The sequence below is a fragment of the Paenibacillus algorifonticola genome (assembly GCF_050481745.1).
Classification (GTDB): Bacteria; Bacillota; Bacilli; order Paenibacillales; family Paenibacillaceae; genus Pristimantibacillus; species Pristimantibacillus algorifonticola_A.
On sequence record NZ_JBCNGR010000006.1, the window covers coordinates 311,456 to 328,689 of the forward strand.

Genomic DNA, 17,234 nt, shown 5'->3' on the forward strand with positions numbered 1-17,234 from the left:
TTTTCGGTCAAACAAAAGAAAGGGCTTACATTATGGTTTGGCTTGGCAATCTCGTTCCTAGGACAGTTGTAGCTGGGCTGGATATTCGATATAATGTAACCTATATTTGGAAATATCTGCAGCTTGAAAATAAGCCGCTTTTTGCCGATATTTAAGAATATAAGATTGTATAAGTTTCACCTTGAAATATAGGAAAGGATATCCCTAACGCGATCCTTTCTCTATATTTCTCGGACTGAAACGCGCCGCGCGGCCATAGGCAAGCGAAAGCCGTTTCACCTTGAAATATAGGAAAGGATATCCTAACGTAATCCTTTCTCTATATTTCTCGGACTGAAACGCGCCGCGCGGCCATAGGCAAGCGAAAGCCGTTTCACCTTGAAATATAGGAAAGGATATCCCTAACGCGATCCTTTCTCTATATTTCTCGGACTGAAACGCGCCGCGCAGCCATAGGCAAGCGAAAGCCGTTTCACCTTGTCAGAGAGGAGTGGGGATAATGGTTCAGGGCTGGGTCACTGCGCTGGTGCTGTCATTCGGTATTGCGGTCGCTATTTTCGGAGTTGTCGCCTATTTACGAATGTTTCATAAAGACCGGAGCGCAGCTTCTGTCCGTTCATCCATAGAGCGTCATGCTAGTGCTGACGAGGCTTCCGCTGGTGAGGAGGAGCGTGATTCACGTCTGGACAGGATGCCGGACTAGCGCGGATTTCGCATAGATTATACGCTTGGTGGACGAGACCGTCAAATGCATGCTTTCCCAAGTGTGGCATAAATGTTATAATAGTAAGAAAAGTTCAAACATTTTGAATCATCAAACCATGGTGACGCTTGACCGATGGGAGTCCGGCGGTGTTTTAGCCGAATGTGTTCTCGGAATTTGTTGTTTAGGACGACCATCCAACGTTAAGGGAGGAGATTTCATGGCGAAGCACAGCCAGAATGAAGTCAAGGAAAGCCTGAAAGAACTAACGAGAATTTTCCAACCCAAGGATTCACGCAAATTTGTTAGGGATTACATTCGAAAGTACCGGATTACCGGCGGCTACGAGGAAGAATTAACATTGCTGGTGGAAGATGAAATGGGCAAGCTCAACTCCTCAGTCGGCTAATCGCATGGTTATACGGGCTCTATTCCCTTCGAAGGGGAATGGAGCCCTTTTGTTTTGAAGGGAAAGCGAGAAAACACCATAATACAACAATTGTTCACATTCGTGAGAATGTCCGCTTTGCTTCTCGAATATGGTGAATAGAGGAGGGAGGTTTGGATATGCTGACGAAGCTTGCGCTTGGCATGGAAGAGCAGTATGTACAGCATGCAGGGAGCATTATAGCTGCATGCCACAAGGAGCTGTCAAAGCGAATTACCTGCGGGGTAACGACGCTTGAGATCGAGCGTTTTACGGAGCGATTCATGCTGGAAAGAGGGGCGTTTCCCGCCTACAAGGGGCGCAAAGGTTATCCGTTCGCCATTTATGCCTCGGTAAACGGGATGCTGCGCGGCGGGTTTCCCGGCACGGCTCCGCTGTCGAGCGGTGATATAGTCAAAATCGAGATGATTGCCGGGGTGGACGGAGGAGCAGCCGAATTCGCCTGGACGTATGCGATAGGTGAGCCGTCCCCGCTTGCCCGCAGGCTGCTGCGTACGGCGCAGCACACGCTGAATCGCGGCATTGCCGAGGCGAGAGTAGGCAAAAGCGCCGGAGATATTATCGTGGCTATCCATACTTCAGCGGCCAAGTCGGGCTGTCTGGTCATGAACAGCATGCCGGATATTGCGGTGCAAGGCATTCTCCAGCGGCTTCAGCAAGGAGAGATGCGCCCCGTGGAGCAGCCGGAGGAGCTATTGGCAGAAGGCATGATTTTGACGATTGATTTGATTGTGGGATCAGGTGCGCTGGCGGGTGACGATGCCCGTGTCGAGCCGGATCTTGCGACAGCGCATGTCAAGCATACCGTTGCGGTTACTCGCTCAGGCCCGATAGTACTGACAAAATGAAGCGGATGACGCTGTACGCTTAATGCTTAAGCAGACGAAAAGAAGATCACACCTCACGGAAGGCGAGGGTGATCTTTTTTGCTTTTTCATCGCCTTTATCTCAGCCCATCCTCCTGAAAAATGGAGTGCTGCCGGATACTATATGATAGTATCATTGAGCAAGCCGGCAAGATATTTCAACAGTTCACCAAAGTTAAAATAGTTCAGTCTTAAAACGCCATATTGTTCACTAGGCTTGTAATGTTGCTCTTTCGGGCTGTGCGAGCATTGGGCTAAGTTCAATACAGACCGGATGGATACTGTGATGTGCTTAGGAACGAAAAATCTTTTCAGTCATTAAATGTAAGCGCTTACCAATCATCTGGGCTGTAGAGTCAATGCGAAATAAATGTGGGGAGGGTTGCAATTGAAAAAATCCATAGCTGCACTATCCAAGCTTATGCTGGCACTGCTGATCGTTTTGCCAGGAATTATGCCTGTCTATACGGCAACGGCATCAGCAGAATCTGCGCTGGTCTCAGAGGAAACGGGAACTACAGCAGAGGAAGATCAGCAAACGCAGCAGCAAAATGTAACAGGGGAGTCGCAAGAGGGACAAGGAGGAGCGGAAGAGCAGCAATTGCTCGTCGCTCAGGAGGCGGCAGCTGTTGCGAATGAACCGCTGTTTAAGGATGATTTTCAGGATGGCGATTTGCAAGGATGGACGGTCAATAACAGCAATATTATCAAAGCAGCAGTTGATCCAGCTTCGGCTAGCAATCAGGTGCTTTATGTAAGCGCTGGGGATGAGGCTATTGCCTCGGTCAATCAGGATATCGGCAGCGATTACGTGTATGAGGCCAAGGTGAAAAAAGTGGCTGCGGGAGCATTTCCCGGCATTTTGGCGCGCTATAGCGATGTGAACCATTTTTATTTGTTCCAGCTGGGGGATAATCGGTTCTCCCTATCCAAACGAGTAGGCGGTACTACAACAACACTCGGGGAATATCCGATTACAATTAATGTGAACCAATGGTACACGATGCGTATCATCGTCGAAGGCAGTAAAATAAAAGGCTATGTGGATGACAAGCTTATTTTTAATGTGACAGATACTTCCCTTGTGTCAGGGAAAGCGGGCTTTCGCTCCCGCTGGGAAAAAAGCTCGCTAGATGATGTTGGCATCTGGCAAATTCCAAATCCGAAGCCGGAGGCTCCGGGTGATTTGCAGGCAACAGGCATCACTTCGTCTACAGCTACGATTAGCTGGGACAGCACCGTAACGGGAGCTACCTACCGCGTATATCGTTCAACCGATGCTGCCGCGGGCTTCTCTCCGGTGTATGTCGGAACAGACAAGCACTATGAGGACACGGGACTGGCTTCCGGTGTGACTTATTACTATCAGGTTGCAGCGGAGGTCAACAAATATGAGGTTGTTTCTTCCTCTATCTCGCTGACGACGGTGCTGGTGCTGCCGGAATCGCCGGATTTGCTGCCGGGCATTGTAGCGGCCTACCCGTTTAATGAAACGTCAGGGACGCAGGTGTCACCGCTTGGCGCCAGCAGCAACCAAGGCAAAGCCACGCTTACCGGCGGGGCATCATGGACAGCCGGCCGATCAGGCGGGGCAGTCGATCTCAATGGATCAAATGGCTATGTCTCGCTTCCAGCAGGCATGCTGAAGGATTTGAATGAGGTCAGCTTTGCCTTCTGGGCGAAGCAGGATACGCTCAAGCAGTGGACCCGTGTGTTCGATATTGGGCTCGGCACGAACAATTATATTTTCTTTACGCCAGCCACGGGAGCTAATGAGTCGCGCTTCGTCTTGAAAAATGGCGGCAGCGAGCAAGTGGTCGGCGTTAGTCCTGCGCAGCAGGCAACCGATCGCTGGGTTCATTATGCGATGACGCTTTCGGGCTCTACAGGCGTGCTTTATGTGGATGGCGTAGAGGTGGGGCGCAATGCCAATATGACGCTGAAGCCTAAGGATTTGGGCCAAACGACGCTGAACTATATCGGCCGCTCGATGTTTAGCGCCGATCCGTATTATGACGGCAAAATTGATGATTTTTATGTGTTCAATCGGGCGTTAGGTCCGAAGGAGGTGGCCTTGTTCACCTATCCGGAGGATCAGGCTAAAGTGGCGGCAGATAAGGCGGCTGTGACGCTGCCTGGCGATTTGTCCAAGGTGATGGCTAATATTTCACTTCCAGCGAAAGGTGCTAACGGCTCGACCTTGACATGGGAATCCGACCAGCCGGCTGTTGTTGATAGCGCAGGCAAGGTCACGCGTCCTGCCTTTGGACAGCCGGATGTGGACGTAACGTTGACCGTGACGATCAAACGCGGCAATGCGGTGGACACGAAGCTGTTCCAGCTCAAGGTGCTGGCAGATTTGTCAGACGAGGCAGCGGTCGACAACGACAAGGACGCGCTTGCGGTCGCGCATGCCGATGGGGCGACAGCGAAGCTCAGCCTGCCGGATGCAGGGGCGAACCGCACGAAAATTTCGTGGCAGTCGGACCATCCGGTTAACCTGCGCCCAGACGGCATGGTTAGCCGTCCTGCTATTGGCGAAGGAGATTTGCGCGTTTTGCTAACGGCGACCATTACGCGCGGCAGCGTATCGAAAACGCGAGTGTTCGATGTGCTGATTTTGGAGCAGGATGCAAATACCGCTTATTTATTTGCTTATAACAAGCTGGTCAGCGGCACGGAAACGCTGCATTATGCGGTGAGCCGCAACGGGAAAAGCTGGACGGAGCTGGGCACGAACGCCGCATTCGTCTCGCCTATCGCGGATGGAGCCGATACGTTCAAGCTGAATTCCGAGGATAAATGGCTGAAATATACGTATGCAGGCGGCGCATGGACGCTTGCCAGCGCTACAGACGTTGCGGGTGTGTGGACACAGGAGGCAGCCAGCTCCTTTACGCTCCCAACCGGGGCGCTGGCAGGCAGCTTCAAACGCATCAATGAAGCGGATTGGAGCCGGCTTGTACATGGCCTTTCCGTACCAAGAACACTTGATCCGATCATGACGATCTATACGGAAAAGGGCATCGCGCCAAGGCTCCCGGATCGGGTGAAAATCGATTATACGAACAATCAGTATACGACTATTCCTGTACAGTGGGATGCCTTAGCTCCTTCTGCTTATGCATCTGTGGGCAGTTTCAAAGCCGAGGGAACGGTAACGGGCACGTCTACCCGCATCAAGGCAGAGATTAAGGTGCAGGACAATACGGGCAAAGCGGACGTGATTCGCAATGGCGAATACTGGTTCGATGACGAAGGCGGCATGATTCAGGCTCATGGCGGCTATATCCTCAAAGTAGCGGACACGTATTATTGGTTCGGCGAGGATAAAGGGCATAATTCGGCGGTGCTCAAAGGCGTCTCCGTGTATGCATCGAAGGATCTCAAGCACTGGCAGTTCCGCAACAATGTGCTGACGACAGCCTCCCATCCGGAGCTGGCATCAGCGAAGATCGAGCGGCCTAAAGTGCTGTACAACGAAAAAACGGGCAAATATGTGCTATGGGGCCATTGGGAGGAAGCGGGCAACTACAATCAGGCGAATATGATCGTTGCCGTATCCGATACGGTAGACGGCGATTACACCTACGTGAATCGTTTCCAGCCAGGGGCGATGCAGGCTCGTGACTTTACGTTGTTCCAGGATGACGATGGCAGCGCCTATTTATTCGCATCCTCCAACAATAACGCCGACCTGAACGTGTTCAGACTGACGGACGATTATTTGTACACCGAGCAGTATATGTATACGCTGTTCCCGGGTGTTAGAAGGGAAGCGCCAGCGGTTGTGAAGAAGGACGGCTATTACTACTTGTTCACATCGGGACAGTCCGGCTGGTATCCGAATCAAGGCTACTATTCAAGTGCCAAGTCGATAAAAAGCCTTAGCGATTGGTCCGAGCTCAAACGGTTCGGCGATCCGGCGACGTATTACACGCAGCCGTCTTTTATTCTCAGCGTCTACGGCAGCGAAACGACCTCCTATGTATATGTAGGCGACCGCTGGAATCCGTCGGCACTGATGAACTCGCAATATATTTGGCTGCCGCTTGAGATGGATAAAGGTGTGGCATCCATTACGAACAGTGGAGATTTGGATTTGAATGCGGCGACGGGGCATTTTGAAACGGCGACCGATTTGCTTGTATCACAGGGCAAGCCTGTAGTGGCGAGCTCGCAGGCGCAGAGCAATCCGGCATCGATGGCGAATGACGGGATGTATTTTCAGGATACGAACAATGATGGCGGCAATGACAATTTCTTCGATTCGGGCAGCACCTCGTTTCCGACAACGCTGCGCTTCGATTTGGAACGGGAATATGATTTGAGCCGCATTGATCTGAGCTGGCGAGAGTGGAACGGCTCGGAGGTTTATTACACGTATAAGGTGGAAGGCAGCGTCGATGACCAGCAGTATGATCTGCTTATCGACCAAAGCGGCAATAAGACGCCTTCCTTCAACAGCGACAAGCTTGCAGGGAAATACAGATATGTAAAGCTGACGATTTTGGGGCAGTATGGACATACAAACAATGCCGATAGACCGGTCACCTGGTACAGAGGCCTGCATGAGGTGAAAATTTATTCGTCCGACATGCAGCTGGATGTGCCGCAAGGCTTACTGGCGACTGCTGTGAAAACATCGTCTGCTGCCGAGGTCACGACCATCAGTCTTAACTGGCAAAGCGTGCCGGGTGCAACGGCATACACGCTTTACCGTTCGGAAAGCGAGAATGGCACGTATGAGCAGGTGTATAACGGAAGAGCGATGGCGTATGACGACAACGGTCTTGCGGTCAACAAAACGTATTATTACAAGGTGAAGGCGACCCATCCGGGTGGCGGCTCGGAGCTTTCGCAGTCCGCACATGCGAGAACGTTCATCGCATCGTCTGATCTGGCTGTGTACGACAATACGAGGGAAAACGTGTGGCTTGATGATGCGGGCAATGTGACGCATACGCCAACGATTACGCATGACGGCTTTTTGAAGCTTGGGAATCTGTATTACTATTATGAATATGTGTCGGATTCAGAGGGTTTTAAGCAGGTGAACTTGCACCAATCGGCAGACGGGATCAACTGGACGTTTGTGGATACGGTGCTGACCCGCGATTCACACTCAGAGCTTGCGGCTAGCAAATTCGAGGCGTGGAATTTCACGTACAACGAATCCACGGGCAAAATCGTCATTTGGCTGCACTATGAAAATAACAAGGATTACTCGCTCGGCAGAGCGGCGGTGCTGTCAGGCGATCCGGGCGGGGCGCTGACGTTCCATGGCAGTGTTCGTCCAGCAGGCAACGATTCAAGGGATATCACCTTCTTCAAGGATGATGACGGCAAAGGGTATATCGTTTCGTCGGGCAATACGAATGCAGACTTGTTTATTTATGAGCTGTCTGCGGACTATTTGACGGTGGAGCGCGTTGTGCTCAAGGTGTATGAGGGCAAGCATCGGGAGGCGCCTTCGCTTATTAAGAAAGACGGCTACTATTACCTGTTCACCTCTGAGGCGGCAGGCTGGTACCCGAGCAAGGGCATGTATTCTTCCGCCACTTCGCTTGCAGGGCCCTGGACGGACCTGCGCAGAATCGGCAATAATTCAAACTTCTCGGCGCAATCGGGTTTTGTTTGGAAAATGGAAGGCTCCGCGGGCATCAGCTTTGTGAATATGGCGAACCGCTGGGTAGCAGGGGAGGGTGAGGCGAAGCAGCACTGGCTGCCAATTACACTGGGAAATGGCTATGCGAAATATGATTATTATGAAAAAGTGTACTATAACCAAGCAACGGGCGAAGTCGTTCCCGAGCAAAACGGCGAGCTGCTGTCGCAGGGCAAGCCAGCCATAGCGAAAAGCGAGCTGGAAAACAGTCCGGCCACCTACGCCAACGATGGCGATTACACGACAAGCTGGATCGCAGCGAATAACAGCTGGCCATCATGGTGGCAGGTTGATCTTGGCGATGTGTACAGCCTGACGAACATTCAGCTTGCGTGGTATTTGCATAATGGCTCGGAGGGCTATCACAGATACAAAATCGAAACGAGCTTGGACGGCGTTGCCTTTACGACGGCGCTGGATAAGACGGACAATAAAACCTATGGCTTTACCTCTGATAAGCTGAGCGGCAAAGCAAGGTACGTAAGGGTACAAATGGTTGATGCCGTTCTGCGCAACAATCCAGGCAACTGGTATACGCCGCAGTTTGGCGAGGTGAAGGTGTACGGGACAACGGTTCAGGTGGAACCGGCGAAGGAGACGCCGGTTGGCCTGAAAGTGAACGCGGCAACGGGCACAACGATTGAGCTGGCATGGACAGCGCTGGCTGGCGTGAGCGGCTACAACGTTTATCGTGCGACAGATGAAAATGGGCCCTACGTGCTGGCAAATGTCCAGCCAATCAGCACAGCAACGTATACGGACAGCGGCCTGAGCACCAATACGGAATATTTTTATCAGGTATCCGCCGTTTATGCGGCGGGCGAATCGGATAGATCGGCCGTACTGGCGGCGAAGACGCTGAATGAACCGGGTACACCGGGTGGCGGAGATCCAGGTCCGGGTACGCCGGGCGGCGGAGATCCAGGTCCGGGTACGCCGGGCGGTGGAACAGATCCGGGAACACCGGGTGGAGGAACAGACCCGGGAACGCCGGGTGGCGGAACGGGTGGCAGCACGGGCGGCGGTACGTCGAGCGGATCAGGTGCAGGATCGACGGGCAGCGGCACGAGCGTTGAAGCTGGCGCAAACGGGCTAACCGTGAAGGTGACAGCAGATGCGAGCGGCATGCTGCAAGCGCAACTGAGCGCAAGCGATATGGAAAAAGCGCTTGCTAGCCTGCAATCGGCTAATGCGCTGCATATTCAGCTTGAGCCAAGCAAGGCGGGAGCCGTGGCAGGAGCGAAAGTGGAGATTCCAATGGAATTGCTGCTGGCAGGGGATCAGCCAAAAGTACGGTTCATCGTCGTACAGGCGGGGGCTGTGCAAATTACAGTGGATATTACGAAGGCCGGAGGAATTGTGGCGGCAGGCGCCAAGAAATTAACGCTGGAAGCCGTTCAAGTGGCAGCTTCGGAGCTACCTGCTGATGTGCAGACGAAATTAGGCGATCACCCCGTTTATGATTTCAAGCTGAGTGTAGACGGCAAGGAAATTCATGCCTTTGGACAGAAGCAAAATGCGCCAGTAACGGTGGAGCTTGCATATACGCTAAAAGCAGGCGAAAAAGCGCATAAAGTAGTCGTCTATTATGTAGGAGAGGGCGGCGCACTGGAAGTCGTGCGCAGCGTGAAGGTTGATGAGGTGGCTGGAGTCGTTCGCTTCCAGCCGGAGCATTTCAGCCGCTATGCGATCGCTTATGCGGATGTAGCTTTTGCAGATTTGGGCCAAGCGAAGTGGGCCCAAACGATGATTGAAGCGCTGGCAGCGCGCGAAATCGTGAGCGGAACGGGCGGCGGCAGCTTTGAGCCGGCGCGGGCCGTTACGCGAGCGGAGTTCGTTCAGCTGCTGCTAGGCGCACTTGGGTTGATTGACGAGCAGGCGACCAGCAGCCTGCGGGATGTAAAGCAGGGCGCTTGGTATGAAGCGGCCGTTGCTTCGGCAGAGAAGCTGGGCCTTGTGAAAGGGCGCCAAGATGGGACGTTTGGCATTCATGACGCGATTACGCGCGAGGAAATGGCTGTTATTTTGGCTCGCGCGACAGCGCAAATCGCATGGGAAAGCACAGCAAGCACAAAGCCTTTCCCTTCCTTTGCAGATAAGCAGTCGATTAGCGGATTCGCACAGGAGGCCGTCAGCGCAATGCAGCAGGCGGGCCTAGTAAACGGATTCGAAGACGGCAGCTACCGTCCGCAAGGGCAGACGACTAGGGCGCAGGCAGCAGCTGTGATTTTCAAGCTGCTGAAGCTCTAGGAGCAGGAGAATGCGGCGATAGACGGCATGCTTGGAACAGAACTAGGCAAGAATGCGGTGATAGGCCGCATGCTTGGAACAGAACTAGGCAAGCATGAGCCCATAGGCTGCATGCTTCAAGGATAATCGGCAAAGCAGGTCATTCTCGCAGCCAATAGGCTCGAAAATCCCGCTCGCTTCCTCGCATGATGGGGAGCGCGCGGGATTTATTTTTTCCCAGCAGAGGTCGTTGGTTAACTTCAATAGGTTCGCCAATATTCGAGGGCAATCTCTTCCTCCGATTCAAGGCTGGTGAACCGTAACTTGTGATTGTTTTGTTGTTGCTGTTGCTGTTGCTGATTCCCGGCAGCTCGAGACACTTAATGCTTTGGCGGACTGAGGTTCCGCTATTCTGGCTTTTGAACCGATTTCTGGCCGTAAGCGGACAGGAGATCCGTTATTGCCCTCATTATCCCAGCAAAATGGGCATTTGCAGCGAAATAGCTGCTCCTGAGTCCGCGGAATGTGGTTTGACCCTGTTTCTGTTGAAATAGCGGCTGCTGTGTCCGCCAAATTAATATTTGTGCAAGCAGCAATATAAAACCCTTGAAACGAAGAATATAATGCTGTCTCTTGGTACGTAAATCTACAAATATGAGGTGTGACATTCCCAGTAGAGGCGTGGTAGAGAGGCGGTACGTTTGACGCCGGCTTCTATTAGTTAGGATATACATACGTTTTCATGCATGCGCTAGCTTGAGCGGCTTTTTCCTGAAGCGGATAAAAAGATATAATAGGCTTAAAGAGAATGAGGCGGAGGTGAGCAGGCTGCAGTTGTTTGTGATGCAAGCGGATGTAGGCGGAATAAGCCGGAGCAAGGCGTTTTTGGAGGATAACTTCGTTTGCTTGTATGGCCCGGGGCTTGGAAATTTGGAGCCATTCGACGAGGAAGCGTGCAAGGCAAAATTAATTGAGGTTTATAATTTGGAGGGTGCGGCGCTTGCTAGCCGTATCGAGGAGCTTCGTTTGTTCGTAGAAGTGATGGCTGACGGCGATTATGTGCTTTTAGTGGATGGGGACAAGGTGCATTTTGGCGATTTGGGCGACTATTATTATGTGCTTGCTGCGGATAACGGGGAGGACGGCAGCTGCCATCGGCGCGGTGTGACTTGGCTCAAAAGCTTGCCGCAGGCCATGGCCGCCCCGGAGCTAGAGTCATTTTTAGCCGAAGGACAAATTCCTGCTATGTACGAGCATCCCGTAACCACTTGGCAGATGGAGCTCTGGTTGAGCGGGGCTGCGGAAAGCGGTGGACAGGGTGAGCAGCTATTTGCCATAGATCATACGACAATCAGGGAAGCGGTGGACATTTTAAGACTGGCGATGCAAAGCGATGATGTAGAGCGCCGCGAACGGGCAGCCGCCGCTATTTTGCAATATGCGTCCCGTTCGCGCTCTTTGTGAGCTGTAAAGGTGCTGAATGAGGAACTCTTTTGTTTGCCTAAAAGTTGCATGTCGTCTTTTCATAGAATGCCCGGAGACCAATAAAAGTCCCACTAAAAGTTCCTTTAAAAGCCCTTTTAACAAAAGCAAGGTACAGCTCTTCTCCATTTCTTGAGGGGGCTGTACCTTGCTTCTATATAATGAAGGGTATTTTATTTCCCTAAATAATCATCCATAAAGCGATCTACCCTTTGAAAATATTCAGTGGGGTAATGGTTAATGGCATCGATGTGCTCCGTATTTTGCGGGTACCATACTTCTGCACTTGGATTATTTTTTAGGGACTCGAAAATCACTTCCGTATTTTTATAACTAATTTGCTGATCTCCTGTACCATGAATGAGCATAACGGGCTTGTTTTGCATCTTTTTTACCGCATCCATCGGAGATATGGAGTCTAGATCAACGTTAAAGGCCCAATTTGCCATCCATGTCGATGTATAACTGAATGGAAACGCAGGCAAGCCTGAAAAGAAGGGCAAACCCTCTCTCAAAAATAGACCAGCATTACGAAAAGGGCTATCGGCAATGACGGCTTTAATGTCATCACTTTCACTTGCGGCCAGCAAGGAAGTTGCAGCACCCATTGAGAAGCCGATAACGCCAATGCTGTCACCGGCATGGTCTCTGGATTTTAAATAGCTTACAGCTCCTAGCAAATCGTATTTCTCATTGAGGCCCAGTGTAATCAAATCACCATCGGAATTGCCTTGCGAGCTGAGGTCAAATGCCAATACATTGTAGCCTTTCGGAACGAAATGCTCCACTAGCTTTGGAGTCCGTCCTTTAACTAAACGGTTGCTCGTATAGCCATGGACGACAATAATCGTCTTATTGCTTGCTTCACCAGAAAGATTATTTGCAGGAAAAAAGGAGCCTCTAATCGTATTATCATTTTTCAAGCTTGGGAACTCGACCTCTTCGAAGGGAGTTTTCTCGATATTCAATTCGTAGCTGACATTAGTGTCTCTAGGATGGTGCAGCAAAGTGTCTACTACTTTATAAGAGATAAAAAATACAAGAGCCGCCACAAGCAAAAGCGCAATGCCCAGGCTCCATAAAATTTTCTTCCGTTTTTTCACACGCACGTTCAATGTCTGCTCCGGTTGTAAGGATAGTTGGCTCATTCAGACTCCTCCAGTTATTCTCTAGGTTGTATGGGGGCGAACAAATAATAGGCATGCCCCTTCAGATTTTCCCACTCGGGATGATGGATAATACTTTCTCCAAGAGTTAAGCCCACGCCATTTAAGAAAGAGATGTAGCTGCGAGAGATCATGGCTGGAGAAAAGCTTTTGTCGAACTCTCCCATTAGCTGCCCTTTGGCATAGACGGATTCGATCGCATCGGTCATGACCTTTATGCTTTCAAGGACCTTCTGCGTAAGTTCAGGGAATCTTGTTCGTTGTCCTAAAACAGATTGGGCAAGCCGCAATTCATTGGTATAGAAGTAGATATCGTTGAATTGTTCTTTCACCATGTTCTTAATCAATGCGCCCGGTGTCCCCTCTTGTTGCAGACATGCAAGCGACTTCATTTGAATATCAGCAAGCGGCTCAAGGACGGCAGCGTAATATAAAGCTTCTTTGCTAGGGAAATATTGAAAAATAGTTCCAGGAGTCACGCCCACCTTCTCCGCAATGATGGCCGTTGTGGTATTAGAATAGCCGCCTTCTGCAAACAGGATAACCGCTTCTTTTAGGATGTGTTTGCGCCGCTCGAGTCTTTTTTCTTCATTGACAGGCCTAGCCAAATGGATTCCCCTCTCTTTAAACGAAACTTTTATTAATTAAATAACTGATCAATTAATTAATAATGTATCTTAAATTGCGGCATATAGCAAGAGGGAATTTATTTTATTTAAGAACAGGCTCAAGCTAAAAACAGCGGTTGATATTTTTGTAAGCACTTCGTTGCTGGCTGTTTAGCGCTGTTTGCTATGCTTGGCCCATCGTTTCGTAATGTTGTGCGTCAGGCGTTATAATAGAATTAAGAAGGCTGGGACGACCGAGAATGAGAATGGGAATGGGAATGAAAAACCGCACATTTTAGTTATAGATATGTGCTTAGGAAGGGGACGTTTCAAAAATGAGTTCATTCATTGAGCGTTTGCGCAAGGGCTATGGGAAAAAGCTGATATCGCTTCATGCGTGGAATGGCTGGATCGTTGTCATTTTGGCTTTGACGGGACTGATGCTGCTGGGCGGTTTTTGGCGCGGTTTTCTGGGCGAAGGCCGTGTCTGGCTAAAAGGGCTCCACATCGTCGTTGGCATCGCTTCGCTGCTGCCCGTCGTTTATTACTTATTTCTTGCCGCGAAGCACTGGAAGCAAATAAAGGAAAAGCCGTGGCAGAAATTCAATGTAATTGTCGTGCTGGCGCTGCTCGCGGGATGGTTTTTGTCTGGTGTATTGCTGTGGCAGTTTAGACTAGTGGGGCCCGGAATATCGAACGCAGCGCTTCTCGTGCATGATTTGCTCACCTGGATCGGTCTGCCTTATATTATTTACCATTCCATTACGCGGACAAAATGGCTCAAGCAGCCCCATCGTCGTACGATAAAGCCGGTTCATGAGGAAGTAATTCACCCCGCGGCAGGGCCGCAGGCCGTATATTCACGGCGACAGGTAATAAAATGGACGCTGGGCGCGGGGATCGCGATTGCGATAGGGCCTTCTTTTCTCAAGTGGCTTGGCGGGGCGCTTGGGACAGGCTTTGGCGGAACGAAGTCGCTGGACGAAATCGTTGCGGAGGATGACAATCAGCTGCTGCCTGCGCCGCAGCCGCTTCCGGCGTCTCTGCCACCAACGGGCGGCGGGGCAAAAGGGAATTTCCGCGTATACACGGTGACGCCGATTCCGAAATTCGACAATAGCAACTGGTCGTTTACGATTGATGGCTTGGTCGATCAGCGCCTGCAGTGGAATTGGGAGCAATTTGTCGCTTTGAAGCGGACGGTGCAGGTGAGCGATTTTCATTGTGTGACGGGCTGGTCCGTGTACAACAATACGTGGGAAGGCATTCCGCTTAAGGAATTGCTAAAAGCCGCAGGCGTTCAGACGAAAGCGCGGACGGTGAAGTTTTATTCCGGCGACGGCGTGTACACCGATACGCTGACGCTGGAGCAGGCGGATATGGACGATGTGATGATCGCGGTCATGCACGACGGCAAGCCGATTCCAAGCGATCTCGGCGGCCCGGTTAAGCTCATTGTGCCGAAAATGTACGCCTACAAGTCGGTCAAATGGCTGAACCGCATTGAGCTGATCGAAGGGGAGCATGTCGGGTATTGGGAGCAGCGCGGATATGCGAATGATGCGTGGGTTTGAGGGATGAAGAACGACTGAATAGATAGAGTGAATGGGCGTCTCATGGAGCGGATAAGCGTTATGCGCCGTGGCAGGCGCTCAGGGTTATTTTCAGCTTGAAAATTATACTAAATCCTCAAAATGGTCGCTATCTACCTATCGTTGCAGTCCAAAGCTTGCAGCTCCGCCATTTCTCATACCGGAAGGGGAAAATCATGAAAATCAAAGAGAACCACAAGCTCAGAAAACCTAGCGGCGCTTATGCCGTAGGCTGTTCTAGCTTTTATTATGAGTATGAACGGGATGAACAACAGGATGAAAAACGTTTGATTCCTTGTCTATGCTTCTATCCGGCAGCAGAGGCTCGGGGAGGGCGTTTGAAAAAATATATAAGCAAAGAAATTCTGCCCGGCACGAGCGGCATTGAAACGAATTCCTATATGAATGTGCCCGTTGCTGACGGCAAGCATCCGCTGCTTCTTTTTAGCCATGGCTACTGCCTTTCTTGTGAAGCTAACACCGTTCAGTTCGAGGAACTTGCGTCCCACGGTTATATTGTGCTCAGCATCGGGCATTTGGGGGATGGGTCTTATGAGCTGCCTGATGGGAGCATATCGAAGTTTGATGTGAGCGGGCTGCCGGAGGCTGTGGTCGCGGACGCGACAAAAGGCGTGGAGATATTCCGGACATACGCAGCATGGCTCGGTGGAGAAGGGAAAGAAGCGAGCATCGAGGAGCATCATGACTACTATGAGCGAATCATCGATAGCCAGCCCAATATGATCGCTCGCAATGATCTGTGGGTGACGGATAGCCTTACGGCTCTTGAGCATTTTTTGGCGGATGCCGAGCGGGAGAATGATGCGTTTTACAGCCATATTGATGCTGAAAGGATTGGCGCCGTCGGCATGTCCTTCGGAGGAAGCGCGGCTTTAAATTTAGCGTTCGTATCTGAGCGGGTCAAAGCCATTGCGAATTTGGATGGTTTTTGCTATAGCTCCATGTGGCATAGGCCGATGAATAAGCCCGTGCTTTTGCTGCAAAATGACAGCCCGCTAGCAGGGCATTATCTCCGCTTTCCTTTTCAAAATGCGGCCAGCGAAGCGTATTTGGCAACGATTTTAAACAGCACTCACAGCAATTTTACCGATTACAGCGAGATTATGGCGGAAAACCTGATTTCGAAAAGCGAAATTGGCGATGAAGAGGTCGAGATTGCACTGCTGGGCACCATTAATCCGGAGCGGATGGAGAGCGTGATGAATGCGCTGCTGGTTGATTTTTTCGATAAATATCTTAAAGGCAAGGCTGCCAGGGTAATAGACATAGAGGGCTCGCTGGAAGATGTGATTTTGCAAAGGAAATAGTGGGCAAATGGTTGCTCCTCATGGGATTTATCGGGTACGATGGCGGTATATAGCTGGGATAAGCCAGACAATAGGTTGGAGGAGCTGAGCGGAATGACATATTTTAAAAAGGTAGATTGGCTGCTTGAGCGTTTGGGTGCTGAAAATACAGTAATTGTCGATACACGTTATTTGCTCACTGAGCCTGAAACAGGTCGAAAATCGTATGAGGAGGCTCACATTCCGGGTGCCTATTATGCCGATCTAAGCCATGATCTGTCGGGGCCGAAGCGCCCGGACGGAGAAGGCGGACGCCATCCTTTGCCAGAGCCGGAAGTATTGGCCGCTTTTCTGGGGCGGATTGGAATCGGCAATCATACGACAGTAATCGCTTACGATAACCAAGGTGGAGCCATGGCCTCGCGCCTTCGCTGGCTGCTTGAGTGGATGGGGCATGAGGGGCAAGTGTATGTGCTGGAAGGCGGATTCACTGCTTGGCAAGCAGTAGATTATCCCGTTAGCTCAGAGGAGCCGGTTGCGGTGGAAGGAGTTATTTTTGAACCAGCTTTGCGGGATGAGATTCTAGTAAGCCGCTCTTATGTGAAGGAGAGCATTGGCAAGGACGGAATTGTCATTATTGATTCGCGCGAAGCGCCTCGCTACCTTGGGGAAGTTGAGCCGATGGACCCGGCGGCCGGACATATTCCGGGGGCGATTAATCATTTTTGGGTGGAAAGCCGCCATGTGGATGGCGTGTGGAAGTCGCCTGAGGAGCAGGCGGAGCGCTTTGCCGCGCTTTCGAAGGACGATGAGATTATCGTGTACTGCGGATCAGGTGTGACCGCTACGCCTAACTTTTTTGCGCTGCAGGAGGCAGGGTTTAAGAATGTGAAGCTGTATGCGGGGAGCTGGAGCGATTGGAGCTCGGATAGCGGGAATCCGGTTGCGGTGGGGGAAGAGTAAGGGCGGAGAGGCCGCGTCGAACACGGGTTTGAGGGCTGTGGCAGGTCAGGAGCAAGTGACCTATTGCAGCCCTTTTTTGCTTTTTGTTCAACAGCTTGCAAATAAGAACTCAAGGTAAACAGTTGTAGGTAAAGTTTAAAATTCGACATGCATTATAGTACATAAGTGGTATTGTATATAAGTCCTAAAAAGGAAATATTTT

Annotated in this window: 10 protein-coding genes; 8 read left to right on the forward strand and 2 right to left on the reverse strand. The window is 51.0% G+C overall.

Going from position 1 to position 17,234, the window contains the following annotated elements; translation table 11 throughout:
- The first annotated feature begins 499 nt into the window (after positions 1-499).
- The 5 genes from ABEW34_RS04895 (at position 500) to ABEW34_RS04915 (ending at position 11,378) form a co-directional block, all read left to right on the forward strand.
- On the forward strand, positions 500-703 hold the full coding sequence (locus tag ABEW34_RS04895) for a hypothetical protein (RefSeq protein ID WP_430155385.1): 204 nt from the start codon (positions 500-502) through the stop codon (positions 701-703).
- A gap of 220 nt (positions 704-923) precedes the next feature.
- Positions 924-1,112, forward strand: coding sequence for a hypothetical protein (locus ABEW34_RS04900; RefSeq protein ID WP_046229494.1), 189 nt, complete (start codon positions 924-926; stop codon positions 1,110-1,112).
- Between the two features lie 158 nt (positions 1,113-1,270).
- The gene (locus ABEW34_RS04905; RefSeq protein ID WP_430155388.1) at positions 1,271-1,999 is read left to right on the forward strand and encodes a M24 family metallopeptidase; all 729 of its coding nucleotides are present in this window, start codon (positions 1,271-1,273) and stop codon (positions 1,997-1,999) included.
- Positions 2,000-2,405: 406 nt separating this feature from the next.
- Positions 2,406-9,935, forward strand: a complete 7,530-nt coding sequence (locus tag ABEW34_RS04910) for an immunoglobulin-like domain-containing protein (RefSeq protein WP_430155391.1) — start codon at positions 2,406-2,408, stop codon at positions 9,933-9,935.
- Positions 9,936-10,733: 798 nt separating this feature from the next.
- On the forward strand, positions 10,734-11,378 hold the full coding sequence (locus ABEW34_RS04915; RefSeq protein WP_430155394.1) for a hypothetical protein: 645 nt from the start codon (positions 10,734-10,736) through the stop codon (positions 11,376-11,378).
- Between the two features lie 191 nt (positions 11,379-11,569).
- Here the strand turns inward: ABEW34_RS04915 and ABEW34_RS04920 are convergent, their stop codons facing one another.
- Both ABEW34_RS04920 and ABEW34_RS04925 read right to left on the reverse strand, forming a co-directional pair.
- Entirely contained in the window at positions 11,570-12,544 is a 975-nt protein-coding gene (locus ABEW34_RS04920) for an alpha/beta hydrolase (RefSeq protein ID WP_430155396.1), read from the reverse strand.
- Between the two features lie 14 nt (positions 12,545-12,558).
- The gene (locus ABEW34_RS04925; protein ID WP_430155399.1) at positions 12,559-13,170 is read right to left on the reverse strand and encodes a TetR/AcrR family transcriptional regulator; all 612 of its coding nucleotides are present in this window, start codon (positions 13,168-13,170) and stop codon (positions 12,559-12,561) included.
- Between the two features lie 335 nt (positions 13,171-13,505).
- Here ABEW34_RS04925 and ABEW34_RS04930 point away from each other — a divergent pair, with 335 nt between their 5' ends.
- The 3 genes from ABEW34_RS04930 to ABEW34_RS04940 all read left to right on the forward strand — a co-directional run bounded on the left by ABEW34_RS04930 (position 13,506) and on the right by ABEW34_RS04940 (position 17,032).
- Positions 13,506-14,744, forward strand: coding sequence for a molybdopterin-dependent oxidoreductase (locus ABEW34_RS04930; RefSeq protein ID WP_430155402.1), 1,239 nt, complete (start codon positions 13,506-13,508; stop codon positions 14,742-14,744).
- 194 nt (positions 14,745-14,938) lie between these two features.
- Positions 14,939-16,090, forward strand: a complete 1,152-nt coding sequence (locus ABEW34_RS04935) for an alpha/beta hydrolase family protein (RefSeq protein WP_430155405.1) — start codon at positions 14,939-14,941, stop codon at positions 16,088-16,090.
- A gap of 93 nt (positions 16,091-16,183) precedes the next feature.
- A complete protein-coding gene (locus tag ABEW34_RS04940) occupies positions 16,184-17,032 on the forward strand; it encodes a sulfurtransferase (RefSeq protein WP_430155408.1) in 849 nt (282 codons plus the stop codon).
- Positions 17,033-17,234 lie beyond the last annotated feature (202 nt).

What these genes read in the sequence shown, in the direction of transcription:
- ABEW34_RS04930 (WP_430155402.1), top strand. Translation starts at nt 13,506, where the DNA reads ATGAGTTCATTCATTGAGCGTTTGCGCAAGGGCTATGGGAAAAAGCTG.
- ABEW34_RS04900 (WP_046229494.1), top strand. Translation starts at nt 924, where the DNA reads ATGGCGAAGCACAGCCAGAATGAAGTCAAGGAAAGCCTGAAAGAACTA.
- ABEW34_RS04935 (WP_430155405.1), top strand. Translation starts at nt 14,939, where the DNA reads ATGAAAATCAAAGAGAACCACAAGCTCAGAAAACCTAGCGGCGCTTAT.
- ABEW34_RS04905 (WP_430155388.1), top strand. Translation starts at nt 1,271, where the DNA reads ATGCTGACGAAGCTTGCGCTTGGCATGGAAGAGCAGTATGTACAGCAT.
- ABEW34_RS04920 (WP_430155396.1), bottom strand. Translation starts at nt 12,544, where the DNA reads ATGAGCCAACTATCCTTACAACCGGAGCAGACATTGAACGTGCGTGTG.
- ABEW34_RS04940 (WP_430155408.1), top strand. Translation starts at nt 16,184, where the DNA reads ATGACATATTTTAAAAAGGTAGATTGGCTGCTTGAGCGTTTGGGTGCT.
- ABEW34_RS04895 (WP_430155385.1), top strand. Translation starts at nt 500, where the DNA reads ATGGTTCAGGGCTGGGTCACTGCGCTGGTGCTGTCATTCGGTATTGCG.